The organism is Aliikangiella litoralis, assembly GCF_052495765.1.
Genome location: NZ_CP199292.1, coordinates 957722 through 973789, shown reverse-complemented (window position 1 = coordinate 973789; position 16068 = coordinate 957722). Strand labels below are relative to the sequence as shown.

At 36.5% G+C, this 16068-nt stretch carries 17 protein-coding genes and 1 riboswitch; of the genes, 8 read left to right on the top strand and 9 right to left on the bottom strand.

All coding sequences use genetic code 11. The features are described from left to right. Positions 1-154: 154 nt before the first annotated feature. The 3 genes from ACT5E3_RS04185 (at position 155) to tal (ending at position 3476) form a co-directional block, all read left to right on the top strand. Positions 155-1030 (top strand): DMT family transporter, encoded by an 876-nt coding sequence (locus ACT5E3_RS04185; protein WP_444997057.1) that lies wholly within the window; start codon positions 155-157, stop codon positions 1028-1030. Positions 1031-1236: 206 nt separating this feature from the next. After that, the gene (locus ACT5E3_RS04180) at positions 1237-2340 is read left to right on the top strand and encodes a phosphoribosylaminoimidazolesuccinocarboxamide synthase (protein WP_444997056.1); all 1104 of its coding nucleotides are present in this window, start codon (positions 1237-1239) and stop codon (positions 2338-2340) included. A gap of 182 nt (positions 2341-2522) precedes the next feature. Then, the gene (gene tal / locus ACT5E3_RS04175; protein ID WP_444997055.1) at positions 2523-3476 is read left to right on the top strand and encodes a transaldolase; all 954 of its coding nucleotides are present in this window, start codon (positions 2523-2525) and stop codon (positions 3474-3476) included. 531 nt (positions 3477-4007) lie between these two features. On the opposite strand, the gene ACT5E3_RS04170 is transcribed toward tal, so the two are convergent. Further along, positions 4008-4595 (bottom strand): glutathione S-transferase, encoded by a 588-nt coding sequence (locus ACT5E3_RS04170; protein WP_444997054.1) that lies wholly within the window; start codon positions 4593-4595, stop codon positions 4008-4010. 377 nt (positions 4596-4972) lie between these two features. Then, positions 4973-5119, bottom strand: a riboswitch (cobalamin riboswitch). Between the two features lie 186 nt (positions 5120-5305). On the opposite strand from ACT5E3_RS04170, the gene ACT5E3_RS04165 reads away from it, so the two are divergent. Together ACT5E3_RS04165 and rluF are read left to right on the top strand one after the other, a co-directional pair. Further along, on the top strand, positions 5306-6115 hold the full coding sequence (locus tag ACT5E3_RS04165) for a tetratricopeptide repeat protein (RefSeq protein ID WP_444997053.1): 810 nt from the start codon (positions 5306-5308) through the stop codon (positions 6113-6115). A gap of 12 nt (positions 6116-6127) precedes the next feature. Then, positions 6128-6952, top strand: a complete 825-nt coding sequence (rluF, locus tag ACT5E3_RS04160; RefSeq protein WP_444997052.1) for a 23S rRNA pseudouridine(2604) synthase RluF — start codon at positions 6128-6130, stop codon at positions 6950-6952. A 22-nt stretch (positions 6953-6974) separates the two neighbouring features. Here rluF and ACT5E3_RS04155 read toward each other — a convergent pair whose 3' ends face one another. The 8 genes from ACT5E3_RS04155 to ACT5E3_RS04120 form a co-directional block, all read right to left on the bottom strand. Then, positions 6975-7397 (bottom strand): hypothetical protein, encoded by a 423-nt coding sequence (locus ACT5E3_RS04155; RefSeq protein WP_444997051.1) that lies wholly within the window; start codon positions 7395-7397, stop codon positions 6975-6977. A 41-nt stretch (positions 7398-7438) separates the two neighbouring features. Next, complete coding sequence (locus ACT5E3_RS04150) at positions 7439-7756, bottom strand: hypothetical protein (RefSeq protein WP_444997050.1); 318 nt, start codon at positions 7754-7756, stop codon at positions 7439-7441. Further along, positions 7757-8395 (bottom strand): hypothetical protein, encoded by a 639-nt coding sequence (locus ACT5E3_RS04145; RefSeq protein ID WP_444997049.1) that lies wholly within the window; start codon positions 8393-8395, stop codon positions 7757-7759. A gap of 67 nt (positions 8396-8462) precedes the next feature. Next, positions 8463-9146: a PspA/IM30 family protein gene (locus ACT5E3_RS04140; RefSeq protein WP_444997048.1), complete on the bottom strand. Its 684-nt coding sequence runs from the start codon at positions 9144-9146 to the stop codon at positions 8463-8465. A 30-nt stretch (positions 9147-9176) separates the two neighbouring features. Next, complete coding sequence (locus ACT5E3_RS04135; protein ID WP_444997047.1) at positions 9177-9593, bottom strand: YjfI family protein; 417 nt, start codon at positions 9591-9593, stop codon at positions 9177-9179. 91 nt (positions 9594-9684) lie between these two features. Further along, positions 9685-11418, bottom strand: a complete 1734-nt coding sequence (locus ACT5E3_RS04130) for a polyamine aminopropyltransferase (RefSeq protein WP_444997046.1) — start codon at positions 11416-11418, stop codon at positions 9685-9687. 4 nt (positions 11419-11422) lie between these two features. Then, positions 11423-12316: a DUF350 domain-containing protein gene (locus ACT5E3_RS04125; protein WP_444997045.1), complete on the bottom strand. Its 894-nt coding sequence runs from the start codon at positions 12314-12316 to the stop codon at positions 11423-11425. 19 nt (positions 12317-12335) lie between these two features. Further along, a complete protein-coding gene (locus tag ACT5E3_RS04120) occupies positions 12336-13292 on the bottom strand; it encodes a hypothetical protein (protein WP_444997044.1) in 957 nt (318 codons plus the stop codon). Between the two features lie 341 nt (positions 13293-13633). Between ACT5E3_RS04120 and ACT5E3_RS04115 the strand changes: the two genes are divergently transcribed. The 3 genes from ACT5E3_RS04115 to ACT5E3_RS04105 are packed head-to-tail and all read left to right on the top strand — an operon-like array spanning position 13634 to position 16036. Next, on the top strand, positions 13634-14683 hold the full coding sequence (locus ACT5E3_RS04115) for a hypothetical protein (protein ID WP_444997043.1): 1050 nt from the start codon (positions 13634-13636) through the stop codon (positions 14681-14683). A gap of 49 nt (positions 14684-14732) precedes the next feature. Beyond that, positions 14733-15020, top strand: coding sequence for a hypothetical protein (locus tag ACT5E3_RS04110; RefSeq protein ID WP_444997042.1), 288 nt, complete (start codon positions 14733-14735; stop codon positions 15018-15020). Positions 15021-15040: 20 nt separating this feature from the next. Continuing rightward, the gene (locus ACT5E3_RS04105) at positions 15041-16036 is read left to right on the top strand and encodes a DUF2515 family protein (RefSeq protein ID WP_444997041.1); all 996 of its coding nucleotides are present in this window, start codon (positions 15041-15043) and stop codon (positions 16034-16036) included. The last annotated feature ends 32 nt before the right edge of the window (positions 16037-16068 follow it).

Genomic DNA, 16068 nt, shown 5'->3' with positions numbered 1-16068 from the left:
ACTTGCACTTTTAACTAATATTTACACTTTCATTAGTTTAAAGAACAAACCTGCCATTAAAGTGGGTAAAGTTGACAAAAAACATTGATCAACAATAAGCACTAAACGTATATTCTTCCCATCTAATAAAATAAGTTGTCTTTATTATTACGCAATGTCTTTCATCGGAGAAATAGCCGCACTAGCAACAGCATTTTGTTGGTCAATTGCCGTTGTATTCTTTCGACAGTTAGGTAGTGCTTTTCATCCATTAACACTTAACCTCTGGAAAGGTATTATATCAATTACAGGCCTCGCCATTATTGTTGTCTTCATTAATGGGCAAATACCTACCCAATCGAACCTTCTTTGGCTTTTGTTAAGTGGAGTAATTGGAATTGGTATTGGTGACACCGCTTTTTTTGCGGCACTTAACCAAATGGGAGAAAGATCTACCCTATTAATTGCAGAAACACTCGCTCCAATATTTACCGCAATACTGGCTATTCTCTGGATATCGGAATGGCTTAATGCATACCAGTGGATGGCTATTGCTATCATATTGTTTGGTATTGATATTGTTTTGAGAAGCAAGAAAAAGAAAGATCCTAACACCCACTTTACCTGGTCTGGTTTCAGCTTTGCTGCCATTGCTGCGCTTTGTCAGGCAGCGGGAGCAGTTATAGGACGTGATGTATTACTCAATACCAATGTAGATTCATTAACGGCTAGCTTAATTCGTCTTTGCGGTGGGCTTATATTCATTATTCCTGTCATGCTTTTTAGCAAAACTAACTGGCTTCCTAACAAACCAACTCAACAAACATGGAAACATTTATTCGTGGCCACTTTTATTGGCACTTTTATCGCTATGAGCTTACAAATGTTTTCATTTGCCCATGCTGAAGCGGCTATTGTGCAATCGTTATTTGCCAGCTGCATTATATTTTCATTACTAATTGCTTGGTTTCAAGGACACAAAATATCTGCACACGCATTAATTGGCAGTATAATCGCAACCGTTGGCATATCAATAATATTCATTAACTAAACCAAACTCATCTTTGTTATTGCCGTTTTACAAGATGGAGCGCGATAAACCACTGGCGACTAAATTTTGTTCTGGTATAATTCTGCGTCTAAGAAATCCCCATCTTTTGTCCATTAAGAGTAGACATAATTTAGGGCTCGCGAACACTTTGTTCGATTTTTTAGACTACCTTTTAAAGATCCACAAATGAAAGAGGACAGTTTGATATGAGTCTTGCTGATAAAGTATTGGCGGTTAATAATGATCTTCCAATACGCACCGACGCTCCCGTACATAGCGGTAAAGTTCGCTCCGTTTACTGGTTAACACCAGCAGATAGTCAACGGTTGATTCAAGAAAAAGGCTACGATGTAGCTTCAGATGCACCATTAGCCATAATGGTTATCAGTGATAGAATTTCGGCATTTGATTGCATTTGGCACGGTGAAGGTGGAATGAATGGTGTTCCCGGTAAAGGCGCTGCATTAAATGCTATATCTAATCACTGGTTTAAACTATTTCGTGAAAACGGCTTAGCAGACAGCCACATTCTTGATATTCCTCACCCATTTGTTTGGATTGTTCAAAAAGCCAAACCACTAATGATAGAGGCAATTGCTCGTCAATATATTACAGGCTCAATGTGGCGCTCTTACGCAAAAGGAGAAAGAGAGTTTTGCGGAATTGAAATACCAGATAATCTAGAGAAAGATCAAAAATTACCAAAGTTATTAATTACTCCATCAACCAAAGGTATTTTAGAAAATATACCCGGAGTACCAGCTCAAGATGACGTCAATATTACTCGCAAAAATATTGAAGATAACTATGCAGCCTTTAACTTTAGCAAACCAGAAGACATTGATCTTTATGAAAAATTACTCAAACAAGGTTTTGATGTTATTAGTGATGAACTAGCCAAAATTGACCAAATTTTTGTCGATACAAAATTTGAATTTGGTTACGTAACAGATAAAAGCGGCACCGAAAAATTAATCTATATGGATGAAGTTGGCACACCAGATTCATCACGTATTTGGGATGGTCCCTCTCAAAGAGAAGGGAAAATTGTTGAAAAATCTAAAGAATCGTTCCGCCAATTCTTACTTAATCATTTCCCTGAACCTGATATTTTACTCAATAAAGATAGAATGCCCGAACGTGCAGCGTTAGCAAAAGATAATGCTCTACCTGAATCAGCATTAATGGATGTATCTCAAACTTATATTAATATAGCCGAAAAAATTACCGGTCAAAAATTAATCTTATCAGAAAACCCTAGAGCTGAAATAATCCAAATATTACGCGAACAATATGGTTTAATAGACTAACCCTCTATAAATAAGCTTCCTTTTATCTTTAAAAGGAAGCTTATTAGCCGATACCCAACCTCTTAAAGAAATATTTTTTAGCCGTTTAGTCAGTTTATAGCTTTTCGTCATGAAAAGCCTATTGACTCAAAATAATTAACCCTCTATCTTCATGTAAAATAATTCATAAGTAGAGCTATTACATGCCTAGTCAACTTGAACAGCTGAAAACAATGACGACGGTGGTTGCTGATACAGGCGACTTTAATGCCATTGCAGATTTCTCTCCAGAAGATGCTACCACTAACCCTTCATTATTACTCAAAGCAGCAGCACTGCCAGACTACTCTGCAACAATCGACGAAGCCATTCAGTACGCCTCGACACAATCATCAGATAAATCTCAACAAGTCATTGAAGCAAGTGACTTTCTAAGTGTTTTAATAGGCAAAAAATTACTATCGCTCATACCTGGTAAAGTATCAACAGAAGTTGATGCTCGCTTATCTTTTAATACAGAAAAAACCGTTGCCAAGGCACGGAAAATCATCCAGCTCTATCAATCGGTTGATGTCGATAAATCAAGAATACTCATTAAAATAGCATCAACTTGGGAAGGAATTCGCGCTGCAGAAATACTCGAAAAAGAAGGTATTCATTGTAACTTAACGCTTTTATTTAGCTTCGCTCAAGCAAGAGCCTGTGCCGAGGCCGGCGTATTTTTAATTTCTCCTTTCGTCGGAAGAATTTTAGATTGGTATAAGAAATCGACGGGTAAAACAGAGATAGCTGCAGAAGATGATCCTGGAGTAAAGTCAGTCACAGAAATCTATAACTATTATAAACAAATGAACTACAGCACAATTGTCATGGGAGCTAGCTTTAGAAATATCGGTGAGATTTTGCAACTGGCAGGTTGTGATCGCTTAACCATTAGCCCAGCATTAATGGAAGAGCTATCTTCAACTAATAAAGTCGTTACAAGAAAATTAATCCCCACCCAAAGCACACGAGACAAACCGCAACCATTAACAGAAAGCGATTTCCGGTGGTTAATGAATGAAGATGCAATGGCAACAGAAAAAACGGCCGAAGGTATTCGGTCATTTGCTGCCGATCAAATAAAATTAGAACAACAGCTTTCCTCTCTACTTTAAATAAAATAGTATTTATTAATCAACATAGGCTTCATGCAAACTTAGCTTATATACATATACAAAATAGTGCTCTAGTGAGAGCACTATTTTCACCACTCAATATTCCACTCGTAGATTGTGTAGTATTTCGACTAATTAATAATCCCCAATATAGCCGAAAATTTAAAGTTTTTTAATCACAAAGTATGAAAACTTATTTACAGCTTAACGGATCAAGAACAACAATATATAGCTAAATCACTATCAATTGTCACAATAAAAGCCGTTATTTTTGCCGCTCTTTTCGTTGTCTGACTTGTCTATAGAGCGGCTATGCACTGCGCCAGACGCCTTAATAGTGACAAAAATCCCTGACTTTTCTCTATGCCAATTGATAGTGATTTAGCTATACAATACCGCTCAAAGTAACATTTTTTTGAAAATAACCTCCACCATGTTCATTGCCATAAACCACTAGTTTGCCCTGCTTGTTGTGTAAGAATGTAAACGGAACTTCCTCCCATTAAGTAAGCACATAATTTATCTGGTTCATTATTTGTTAAACATAGTAATAGGAGGATTACCTAATTTCCAAGGTTGATATTTATGCATTATTTGATTAAATAATTCTGAATTCATAAGTCGATTTAACCACTTTTTCAGATTAATATAATTCGAGTTATCAAACCAACCTTTATCTACAAAAGCAAACTGGCGAATAAAAGGAAAAATAGCAATATCAGCCAAACTTATTGATGGTCCAAGTAAATACTCATACTTAGTTAAGTTATTTTCTAATCTCATTAAAAAAATCTCGGCTTGCTCTCTATAATACAGCTTGGAGTTTTCAGGGTATCGTATTGAATACTTATATCGATCTAACCATAATTTAAACTGAGAATCATTAAAATCAATTAGACTTTTAATTTGCGATTGTTTGTCTGTTACTAACCAATCATCTGGGTTATTCTTTTTGAGAGCCCATAGCATGATTTCTCTGCTTTCTTCAATAACCTTACCATCAGTCAATAATAGTATAGGGACAGTTCCTTTTGCAGAAATTGCAAGCATTGATTCAGGCTTGTTTTTTAAGTGAACTTCTCTTAACTCAATATTGATCTCACTGTAAAACAATGCCATTCTTGCCCGCATAGCATATGGACAACGTCGAAAAGTATATAATACAGGTAATCCCAATGTCATTTTATAGCAACGATATAATTTAGAACTACTACTATAATAATCCAACCAGCTTACAAACTTGAGTTAATTTTTAGGTTATATTGATATTTACCTACAAACAGAGTCAATAAAATGAGTTCACTCAAACAGCTCCTTATGCAAGCATCATAATACTTAAAAGAATAATAAAAAAATTAACATAAACTTTAAGCAAAACATAAAATCACGAAAATGACTCACAGTACACTCCTAAGCTTTACAAAGCAAATTAAGCGTTACATGCGGCATGATATAACCAATGAAAAACAGTGACTATAACAACAGGACACCCCGCCTGAATTATTGATAGACAGGCCAGTCTCCGGACTGAAGAGTAAAATCATTTTGTAAAACAACTTACTCTATCACCGCTGCGGGGGCAACATAGGACTATATACCTACTTCCCGATTATCCATTAGGCACCTGAAAAATATGCAAATGATGCTAACACAGTAATATGAAGGAAAAAATAACAAAACGGTTAAACACTACACTACCAGTTACAAAATAATAAAAAAGAAACCTCACAACTACCTCCTTATAAATTTATATTTGATTTAACAAATTACGCGTCTAAAGTGTTAAAATAATTCAGTTAATTCCATCAAAAAAGGTTGCGAGGCTCATAATGACATTTTTAAAATCGGTGGTTTATTTATTATTGTGTACATTTTGTATTTTAATCAGTCCACTTTATGCAGATATAAAAAAAGCAAATGAAGCTTACGATAAACAAAATTATGACTTAGCAGCTGAAGAATACACAAAACTAGCTAATTTAAATAATGCAGAAGCTCAGGCAAAATTAGGGGTAATGTACTTTTGGGGCTGGGGAGTTAGACAAAGTAATTATCAAGCTTATAACTGGTCACTAAAAGCAGCTAAGCAGGATAACCAATTGGGCCAACAAATGATGGGATACCTTTATGAAGAAGGAATTATTGTTAGTAAAAATATTCGTAAAGCCATAAGTTGGTATGAACAATCAGCGGCCCAAGATTTTGCACCAGCAATTGCCAGTTTAGCCAATATTTATATTCGCGGTGGAGAAATACCCAAAAATATAAAACGGGCTTTTACATATGCTCAAAAAGCCGCCAACAAAAATAATGCTTATGCCCAATATCTCCTAGCTTTGCTCTATCAAAATGAAAATAAAGATTACTTACTAGCAAGAAAGTGGCTAACTAAGTCAGCCTTACTTGGTTATGCCGATGCTCCTAATGAATTAGGTATCCATTATCACCAAGGATTAGGCCTTGCTAAAAACCCTAAAAAAGCTTACTTTTGGTTTGTTATTGCAGCAGAAAGGGGGTCATTAGAAGGAGTAAACAATCGAACAAAAGTTAGACAAAATATGGAGTATGATGATATTAAAGCAGTTGAAAAAGAAGCTTTTGATTGGCTGAAAAAAAATCCAATAACACAACAACTATAGATAGGTAATTAATTGGAAAAGCGTCTTAATAAATTTATTAGCGAATCAGGTTTTTGCTCACGACGAGAAGCCGATAAACTCATAGAACAAAAGCGAGTAACAATTAATGGCGAGCAACCACAACTTGGAACGAAAGTACTAGCAACTGATAACGTACAGGTTGATGGCAAACGAATAATGCCAAGTGCAGAAAACAAAACAGATAGAATTTATATTGCTTACAATAAACCTATTGGAATCACCTGTACGACTGAACGACATATTAAAGGAAATATAATTGATGCCATTAATCATAAAGAGCGGATATTTCCTATTGGAAGGCTTGATAAACCCTCAGAAGGCCTAATCTTTTTAACCAGCGACGGTGATATTGTTAATAAAATTTTACGTGCAGAGAACGCACATGATAAAGAATATATCGTAACCGTGAATAGGCCAATTGATGATACTTTTTCTCAAAAAATGTCAAATGGAATACCAATTTTAGACACCGTCACTAAACCCTGCAAAGTTGATATTATTAGCCGTTTTATATTTAAGATAGTACTTACCCAAGGCTTAAACCGTCAAATTCGTCGTATGTGCGAATATCTAGGCTATGAAGTTGTTAAATTAAAACGCACTCGAATTATGTCTGTACATTTAGGAAACTTAAAAATTGGCCAATGGAGAAACTTAACTAATAAAGAAATTAAACAACTTAATTCAGCACTATCTCATTCAGCAAAAACGAGCCAGTTCTCTCATACAAAGAAACAAAACCAGCGGAGAGAAAATTCAAATAACTATCAAGCTAAACAGAGTAAAAAAAGCACATATCATAACAAAAAAAAATAGAAAACAAGTTATTCAATGCCTATTATGTTTCAATACTCTTTAATGAACTAAAAAATAACCCAGCGCCACCAGCCATCAGAATTAATAATACAATAATATCGAACGCAGACATTGGCATTAAAGTCATTCGAATATTAACAATAATTCCTGCAATAAGAGCGATAATACTAAACCCTGCAAGAATCCATCCTAACAAATTTTTGCTATTCCAAAATATCATGACAACACCAACAATGAATGGAATTAATATCATACCGCCAGTAATACCAAAACCACCTCCCACAGCATATAAATGAGTGCCAAAGCCAAAACCACTTGAAAAAGCACCACTAGTCACGATAACTTTTGATAAAAATAAATAGGTACCAACACACATCATTAAAAGTCCAATCAAATAACGACCGACTCCACCACTAGTACCACCAGCACCTTTAGGTTTATGCATATTCCCCCCTTTATTTTATAACCACTATAATAAATTGCTTATTAACTATTTTTTGCTAAACCAATTAATTTATTGGTTACCGCTGCTTTTATAGCAATTCGATCATCTGGATCAATATTAAATTCTTGCCCCAGCTTTTGATAATCATCATGACTTAAAGTAACCGTTAATCTTGGTCTAACTTTTTTACTTTTAAAGTCAAGCCCTAAAACTTTGCGAATAAAATCTGATGGCTTGAGTTTATCTTCAACTGATTTTAATTGTATGAAATGATATAAAGACTCGCTCACATCAAATGCAACCTGAGTTGCTTTAGCAGCCTCTGCTTGTTTACTCCACTTTCGCTTTGTTTTATCCATTTACACTTTTCCATACAAGGCTTTTATATCACTCAATGGTCTTGATACACCCAAAGCGACATCTGTTGTTCCATCTTCCCAGACTTCAACATTAATAAAATGCATATCATCATCGGAACTTAATGCAACGGCTTCAAAAGGTTCAGCATCTTTACTTTCATAAGAAGAAACTTCCTTCTTTCTAAAATCGCCTTTGTAATAATAGCCTCGATACCACTCTCCTTGCTGGCGATAACTGGTAGCAACCCATCTTTCATAAGAACTTGCATTACCAATAACATCGATCGATTCGCGACAAATATCCTCATCGAAAACCATACCAAAAGTATCCATATCAAGTAATGCTTCAACCTCATCACGTTCGATTTTCAGTGTGAAGTTTACAAACATTTCACCATCTTCATTTTCAATTGTCATATGAAATGTTCCGGCATCATCCCCCTGAATCATAAATTCAGTTTCACGTTCGCTTTGATACTCATAAGTATTAACTGACATTACTTGAAATGTCTTTCCACGAATTTGAGTTGGTAAGCCAAATGAATCAACCATTTCAAGCATATCACCAACCTGTAATTCCTCAGGGTTATTTAATATACGAACTGACTCTTTATCTTTTCCGAATAATTTATTAAACATATTTTTTCTCAAAAAATACAGGCGAAAAACTCGCCTGATAATTTAATATAATTAATTGCTCAAATGATTATTTATTTTTTAATCTAGCCAAAATATCATTTGCTTTTGATTTTGTATCGCCAATACCTGCACTAGCTAACTTGTCTTTTAGTGCTTGATCTGTATTTTCAGCATTCAACTCTTCTGCAGCTTTTATTTTATCTTCAGTTCTCTGCTGTCTTTCTTTAATTCGACTCAAAGACTCACGCGCTGCCGAAGATTTAGAAACACCAGATGAAAGTGATGAGTTAACAGATACTCGTGCTTTCTGCACACTCTCTGTTGTTTTAACAACTGATAATTCACGTTTATGCTCTTGAATTGCCTTTTCTGCTTTACGAATTTGATCTTTTAAGCTAGCCACGCTTGCTTTATAATTATCTAAAACAGGCTGTAATTCAGCAGCTTCATTTTCGTACTCAGCAATTTTTTCGGCCACTTCTAAAGCTAGACCTTCGTCACCTTTTTCCAAAGCTTGAGTTGCATACTTTTCATGCTCTGCAATTCGATCGTTCAGTGCGTTAATTTGTCGCGCAGTTTTTGATTGGTCAGCCATGACTTCTGTCAATGAATCTTTAGCTTTGGCTATTGCTTTTTCTTGATCAACAATCTCCTGCTCTAAAATTCGAATAGCATTGGTATCAACAATGCTCTCACCAACCTCACGAGCACCTCCACGAATTGCTGTAACTATCTTCTTTAAAATACTCATAATTAAAACTCCTAGGCTAAATTAGCACTTCTATTTTAAAAACTCTTCTAACGCTTCAAGAGCTTCAAGCGAATTTTCTGCTTGGGTTACTAGCTCATGAGCAATATTGTCTACCAAAGTATTTACACTCATCGCACCAAATAACACATATTGGTCATCAATCATTCCAAAAGAACTGAGCGGTACATTAACTGTTAACTTTAATAGCATGGCGTTCAATTCATTCACTAATTCAGGACTTACTTCTTGATTGGTAAATAAATTGGTCACACATAAAATCTGTTCATCAGTAGCAGTTACAAAAATAGGAAGCTCATCAAAGCCTTCTACCGTAACCTGAAGCACACCTAAATCTCCTTTATCATTCTTTTGAATAGGTAACACATCCAATGTAAAACCATCTTGAACAAACCCGTTAAGTTGAATAGCCAGTTCCTTTAATGACATGATTCAAATACCCTCTTTGTTATGACATAAAATGTCTTGCGTGAAATAAAGATAATAAACTCGACATAAAATGTCAAGCGCGAATTTTAAATTAATTGGATATTGGTGCAAAAACCCCAACATCTTTTTGCCATGCTTCGGTGTGGTATTGGTAAATCACACCACTTCCTAAATAGTTAACTTTTACTTCCTGTACATTCTGATAAAAGCCTGCTGGCATAGCAAAAGCACCTAATAAAATATCTCTTGTAACATACGGACTGTTTACAACTAAGCTGGCCTGTTGTTCAAGTCGGCTCTTAGCTGAAGCCCCCATTTTAGTTGCAATTGTCCACCCCCACTCACCGAATGAGGGGATATTCTGGCGGTATTGCTCCACATGTAGAAACTCAGCATTTTTAACTGTTTTGCCAATACTGATAAACGCATCCTTGGCATGAAAAGGCGAAGTTGACTGCACAACCATCACGCCATCACCACTTAACAATTGTCTTATTCTGGCATAAAAATAATCAGAATAGAGCTTGTTTAAGTCAGGATGACTCGGATCAGGTAAATCGATAATAATCGTATCAAAATGTTGCTGTTGGCTGAGCAGGCTTTCAATTTCAATAAAAGCATCCCCAAAAATGACTTCGACTCTTGGATCATCAAATGCCCCTTTATTAAGCTCTATAAGCCTTTTGCGCAAACCTTTTGAGCGCTCATCTAATGAAATAGCAAAACGATTAGAATAAAGCTCCACTAAACCTCTATCTAAGTCAACCAGCGTCACTTGCTCTGGATTCCACTCCAAAACATCACGCAACGCAAGACCATCTCCGCCACCAATGATAAGCACTTTTTCTCTTCTCGCTGAAGCAAGCATTGCAGGATAGACCAACATACTATGGTAAACAGTCTCATCTTGACTGCTAAACTGAAGACGACCATTTAAATACATATCAATAACAGGTTGCTTAGTAACTCCTAAAGAACGCTCAGTAAAAGTAATATTTTGAAATTTAGTTTGTGTTTGATAAACCACTTGATCACGATAAAGTACATTTGAAAACTCACTCATCCAGCGTGAGCCACTATCTACAATCAATACCAACAAAGCTAACAATAATAAATGGGCAATTACTAACATCTTACCGAAACGAATACTTTTCCAGTACCGAAATAGAAAAATACTACCAGCAATAATATTCAATAGTGCAGTTAGAGTTGCGGCAAGAATAATATCAATAGTCAGCATATAGGATACCCAAATAAAAGCCCCCACACCGGCTCCTATATAATCAGCACCATATATAGTTCCCACATTGTTTTCTAGATGAATGCCATACACTTGCTCTCTGATTCGAGCAATTAAAGGAATTTCCATACCAATTAATAAACCAAGCACAAATCCAAAAATATAAGGCAGTGTCCTACTTACAGATTGCAGCTGTTCAAACACACCACCGGTGATTACAGTATCAGGAGGAAGGTTATAAGTACTTGAAATAAGTTCGGGAAGTTTATCAGTTGTTGCAATAAGACCAGCAATAATTAGAATCGATGAAGCCCCTAAAAATGCAATGGAGATTTCCAACCAGGCAAAAACAGTAAATGGAGATTTAAACCATTTGGCGCACCAAGCCCCCAGTCCCATTGCAACAATCATAATACCAATCATTGCATAGATGGTACTTTCCATAACACCTAATACGCGACCAGCATAATGAGACAATAAATACTCGTAGATTAAACCACAAGCAGCAAGGACCATCATAATGCCAAGCAAAACGATGTCATGCCGCAAAAGCAACCAACGTTTTGCTTGAATAGATTCACTCATCGGATTATATCAGAGCAGTAAAAACCAAACCTGTAGCGACAAAAATAGCTGCTTCAACAGCGGCAATTCCAACATTACCTTGGCGGTCAACTTCTTCGGCAACATCGACACCACTTAATACCAACTTTCGAATAATTAACACGATCAAGGAGTAAACAGGCACCATAGCTAAAGCCAGTCCTGCCCAAATGGCAGCAGAAAGCCACATATTCTCTAAACTAAATGTCACTATATTAGATGCAGCTGTTACAGCAAACGCAGCCCCGATAATAAAAGCAGCATATCGTAAAGCAAGTGCATTATTACCTTGAATAATCGCTTCTTGTAAATTATTCCCATGATTAGCGTTACGAGCTTTAAATAATTTAACCCGATACAATGATGCTATTGAGACAACCAGTTGCGACATAAAAAATGCAGCGACTAACAAAGGAATAATTGAAAGATCTGAATTTGGAATCCAAATCATAGCAGAACGAACAATTAAACCTACAGCCAACATATGTCCAACATCTAACAAGGCACAAGCCATATTATCTTTTGCTAACTCACCATGAATATCAACTTGTCTCAGTACCAATTTATCTTGCAACATTCTACCAAGTAAAATTAAGACCAACCCCAGCACACCAAAAATAGCCATTGCGGTCACTTCTTCAACCAAAGAATCTGCAAAATCTCCAGACGAAACCCCTGTTAGCATAATGCCAACAGATAAAATACCGCCACCTAGGCTCAAGCCGAAAGCAGCATTATTTTTATCCACTAACTCAGCCTGTGATTGAACACTGGACAAAGCCCCCTTAAGAAATTTTAAGCTAATTAATAACCCGACAAAAACGAGGAGATCGAGTGTAAATGCTTGAATATTCCAAATATCTAATTGATTTAAATTCATTTAATTGATCCCTTACTCTTTATTTTCCGCGACTAGGACCGCGGCTTGTTCTAGACTGTGCTCGACGACCCGAACTGGATCCCGATTTACGAAATGAAGATGCTTTACGAAAACTACCAGAAGAAGGTCTTGATTGACTTGTCTTACTTAGCCCGCTTGCACCTGTACGCTTTTTTGCATAAGGACTTGAAAATCGTTTACCTTGTTGCTTAAACGATTTTTCCGTACGGGTTTGCAGCTTATCTTGCTGCTTATAAACCGATGGTTTTGTATATCGGTTTCGTCCGTAATCATGGTAATAAGAATAAGGACGGCCTCTGCCCCAATCAGAATAACTATAGCGGCGTCCATCCATTAAATTCGAGAACAACGCATAAGCACCATACCATTCCCAAAAGCTCATCCCGCTGCTATTAGTTTTCCAGCTCCCATATTGAGGATTGCCAATTAACTGCGCTCCCTTGCCATAATCCTGACCACTATTAGCCGACTTTTCTTGTTCACGTTTAATCGACTGAACTCGTGGTAGCTTCCCTTCAGAAATATCAGCTAAAACGTTAATAGGATCAGATAAAGCATCATTAAATGTAGTCGGATGAGCAGCCTCAGCAAGAATTTCTAACTCTAGTAAATTTTCTTCTAACAGCTCAATAGAACTACCTGAAGCCGAGTACTTTTTTACTGCATTCAATCGTTCAACTAATGATTGATACATAGGTCCGTCAATATCAGCATTTTTAGCCAATAACTGAATTAATCCCTGATATTCAGAGTTACCTCGACTGAGCTGAGATGCATACTGCTTAAGAATAGCGGCATTGCTGATAGTTTGATTTTTTAATCCATTCGATAAATTTTGTAGCTTTTTTTCTACTAAAATAGTATCTGTTGCTATTTGTTCCTTAAGTCTTTCTGTTTTGCTTGTACAAGCAATAAGAAAGAGCATTAAGCACAATACAATCCAATTTTTGTACATTGATACTCCTAACAGTATAGATGAGTCAGCTCATTATACCTTTGTTACCCCAAATTAAAACTCTACCCTTTAAATTAAAATGCAACAAGATTTAAGACAAATCAAGCAGCTTCAAGAGCTAACGAAATGTACACACAATTATTCCCTTTAATTTTGAGTGAGATAAAGTCGACATTCTCAGCAATTTTAAATCTCATAGCGAGCTACTTAATAGTTTCAATAGTCAATTAACTCTATAATCCAGCACTATTAATTTAAACGCGAATAAAAAACTATTTCGTCTACTAATCAAAACAACGTTAATGACTTATAAATATCGAATGTACATTGCTGGAATAGGTATGCAGACCCCTGTAGGTAGCAACAGCCAAATGACACAGGCCTCTGTTAAAGCCAAAATCAGTGCATATCAACTCTCAAAATATGAGAGCCAACAAGGCAACTCTATCACGATGACTCATATTCCCAAATCAATATTTGAAGATCTACAGGTTGACTTAGAAATTGGTACATATTACCAAGAACAATACGATCACATGATTAAAATGGCGGTTTACGCACTACAAGAATCTTTAGCGCATATCAATAATAACGAGCATTTCTCCCCCACAAAAATTCCGCTTATTTTATCAATGCCAGAACCATCATCACATCCCAAACCAATTAGCGCAAAATTATTGACCAGCCAATTAATAAAACTCAGCAAAGCCCCTATAGACATAGAACAAATACGTTACTTTTATACCGGTAGAGCTGCCGTCATTGACAGCCTTAGCATGGCACATCACTATTTTGAGCAAACAGATAATGATTATGTCTTAATTGGTGGCAGTGACAGCTATCACAGTCTATCGCAAATTAATTTACTCGATAAAGACAACCGCCTACTAACAGAACACAACTCGAATGGTTTTGCGCCGGGGGAAGGGGCTGGCTTCTTATTAATTACTCGACACAAAGAACTCGCTCTCAAACAAAATAATTCTGTTATAGAAATACATCCTCCAGGCATAGCTAAAGAAGCAGGACACTTGTACAGCTTCCACCCGCATCAAGCCAGCGGGTTAGACGATGCTTTTAAACAAGCATTAAAAACTTATACCGGAGCACCAATAAGCACTGTTTATAGTAGTATGAATGGTGAACACTTTTGGGCGAAAGAGTATGGTGTTGCTATGATACGTAACTCAAATTACTTTTCTGAAGACTTAGTAACAGAACACCCTGCCGATTGTTATGGTGATTTAGGCACAGCAACCGGCAGCGTACTCATTGGCTTATCGAGTATCAGTTTATTAAAACAAAAAAAGTCGGGGGCTCATTTAGTTTATAGCTCTTCCGATAGGGAATGCAGAGCCGCAGTTTGTCTAGAAAAAGTAGCTTGGCAATAACAATTATGCCAATACTCATTGTTACCAACCAATTTCAAGGATTTCAAGTATGACACAAATAGGAGAATCGGTTAATGTATCACCAATCACAGAAGAAGAAGTTGATGGTTTATATGTTTTACGCTTTCAACTGGTAGACGATGCAGGTAACCCGGTTAAAAATGTTGATTACAAAACAGTTAAAGCGGGTTCATCAGCAGAGCCTTTACATATTGCCGATAGCAGAACATCAGTCAACGGAACAACAACTATTGTTTCAACTGAAAAAGACGAAGAAATTGATTTTTATATTGTGTGGGCAAAGCTCATCATTAATAAAGGCTTTATTAAAAGTTAAAAGACACCAAGGAAAAAACTATGGCAATTGAACAGCCTATTACAGCAAAAAATGATAAGCCGAATAAAACCGAAAAAATAGTTTGCGACTGTGGCTTATTGTGGTCACTGGCTCATCAATTTACCTATTTACGCTTATCCGATGAGGTCGGTGAAAACGAATATAAACTAGTGGATTTGTTTGAAGCTCGTGCCAAGCGTATAGCTGCAACTTATGCACGTTTTTATTTAGAAACAGAAGATGGCGGCACCCCGGAAAAACGAGGACGTTATTACTGGATGGCGCTAGGTGCTTTTGCCAGCAAAACAGTTGCCTGTTTATTAGCAACATGGCAATTGAACTCAATGTATATTGCTTTTAAAACCATTCCTCGCGGTTTAGGTCAAGGTAATTTGTGGCTATTTACAGACATTGCCGCCTCACACTGGTTTTACAATCATTTTCCTGAGAATTTTCAAAAAGGTATGATGTGCAACCAACAACGTGATGCTAACAAGTTAGAAGATGCAGTCAAAGAGATCACCAACGATCTACCCTGGGCGGCAAAATCCATAGCAACCATTAACAACTTTGTTCCTTCGTCAGATGTCATTGAGGGTTTTAAATTGGTTGAAAAAATTGAAAATGAAAGCAATTTAGAACAAAAGCAAGAATTTCAACTAGACCATTTAATGGCAATAGCAGAACATGAGCAAGGGGCTGTATTACAACCCTTGATTTATAAAAACCCCGACTTTGCAGCCTGGGCGAAAATACAACGCTCTAAATGGGTTAAGTGGATGTCACCTACCTACCAGCTCACTTTTACTCATGAATGTGATATTGATGATGAAGAATTAAAATCGGTAGCACCTGATGATATGATTGTAGAAGACTTTGAGAGCCGTATGGACTGGATAGGTAAGGCCGCTCAAAAGTTTCACCGGCTAATGCATACCAAACAAACTTATATGGAACAAGAGTTACAAACAATGGCAGGCTGGGTTAACACCCCCGATGCAGCTTTGGTCTATTAATGCAAATAAAAAGACTATTAATAATATTATGC

What these genes read in the sequence shown, in the direction of transcription:
- ACT5E3_RS04185 (WP_444997057.1), top strand. Translation starts at nt 155, where the DNA reads ATGTCTTTCATCGGAGAAATAGCCGCACTAGCAACAGCATTTTGTTGG.
- ACT5E3_RS04180 (WP_444997056.1), top strand. Translation starts at nt 1,237, where the DNA reads ATGAGTCTTGCTGATAAAGTATTGGCGGTTAATAATGATCTTCCAATA.
- tal (WP_444997055.1), top strand. Translation starts at nt 2,523, where the DNA reads ATGCCTAGTCAACTTGAACAGCTGAAAACAATGACGACGGTGGTTGCT.
- ACT5E3_RS04170 (WP_444997054.1), bottom strand. Translation starts at nt 4,595, where the DNA reads ATGGCATTGTTTTACAGTGAGATCAATATTGAGTTAAGAGAAGTTCAC.
- ACT5E3_RS04165 (WP_444997053.1), top strand. Translation starts at nt 5,306, where the DNA reads ATGACATTTTTAAAATCGGTGGTTTATTTATTATTGTGTACATTTTGT.
- ACT5E3_RS04155 (WP_444997051.1), bottom strand. Translation starts at nt 7,397, where the DNA reads ATGCATAAACCTAAAGGTGCTGGTGGTACTAGTGGTGGAGTCGGTCGT.
- ACT5E3_RS04150 (WP_444997050.1), bottom strand. Translation starts at nt 7,756, where the DNA reads ATGGATAAAACAAAGCGAAAGTGGAGTAAACAAGCAGAGGCTGCTAAA.
- ACT5E3_RS04145 (WP_444997049.1), bottom strand. Translation starts at nt 8,395, where the DNA reads ATGTTTAATAAATTATTCGGAAAAGATAAAGAGTCAGTTCGTATATTA.
- ACT5E3_RS04140 (WP_444997048.1), bottom strand. Translation starts at nt 9,146, where the DNA reads ATGAGTATTTTAAAGAAGATAGTTACAGCAATTCGTGGAGGTGCTCGT.
- ACT5E3_RS04135 (WP_444997047.1), bottom strand. Translation starts at nt 9,593, where the DNA reads ATGTCATTAAAGGAACTGGCTATTCAACTTAACGGGTTTGTTCAAGAT.
- ACT5E3_RS04130 (WP_444997046.1), bottom strand. Translation starts at nt 11,418, where the DNA reads ATGAGTGAATCTATTCAAGCAAAACGTTGGTTGCTTTTGCGGCATGAC.
- ACT5E3_RS04125 (WP_444997045.1), bottom strand. Translation starts at nt 12,316, where the DNA reads ATGAATTTAAATCAATTAGATATTTGGAATATTCAAGCATTTACACTC.
- ACT5E3_RS04120 (WP_444997044.1), bottom strand. Translation starts at nt 13,292, where the DNA reads ATGTACAAAAATTGGATTGTATTGTGCTTAATGCTCTTTCTTATTGCT.
- ACT5E3_RS04115 (WP_444997043.1), top strand. Translation starts at nt 13,634, where the DNA reads ATGCAGACCCCTGTAGGTAGCAACAGCCAAATGACACAGGCCTCTGTT.
- ACT5E3_RS04110 (WP_444997042.1), top strand. Translation starts at nt 14,733, where the DNA reads ATGACACAAATAGGAGAATCGGTTAATGTATCACCAATCACAGAAGAA.
- ACT5E3_RS04105 (WP_444997041.1), top strand. Translation starts at nt 15,041, where the DNA reads ATGGCAATTGAACAGCCTATTACAGCAAAAAATGATAAGCCGAATAAA.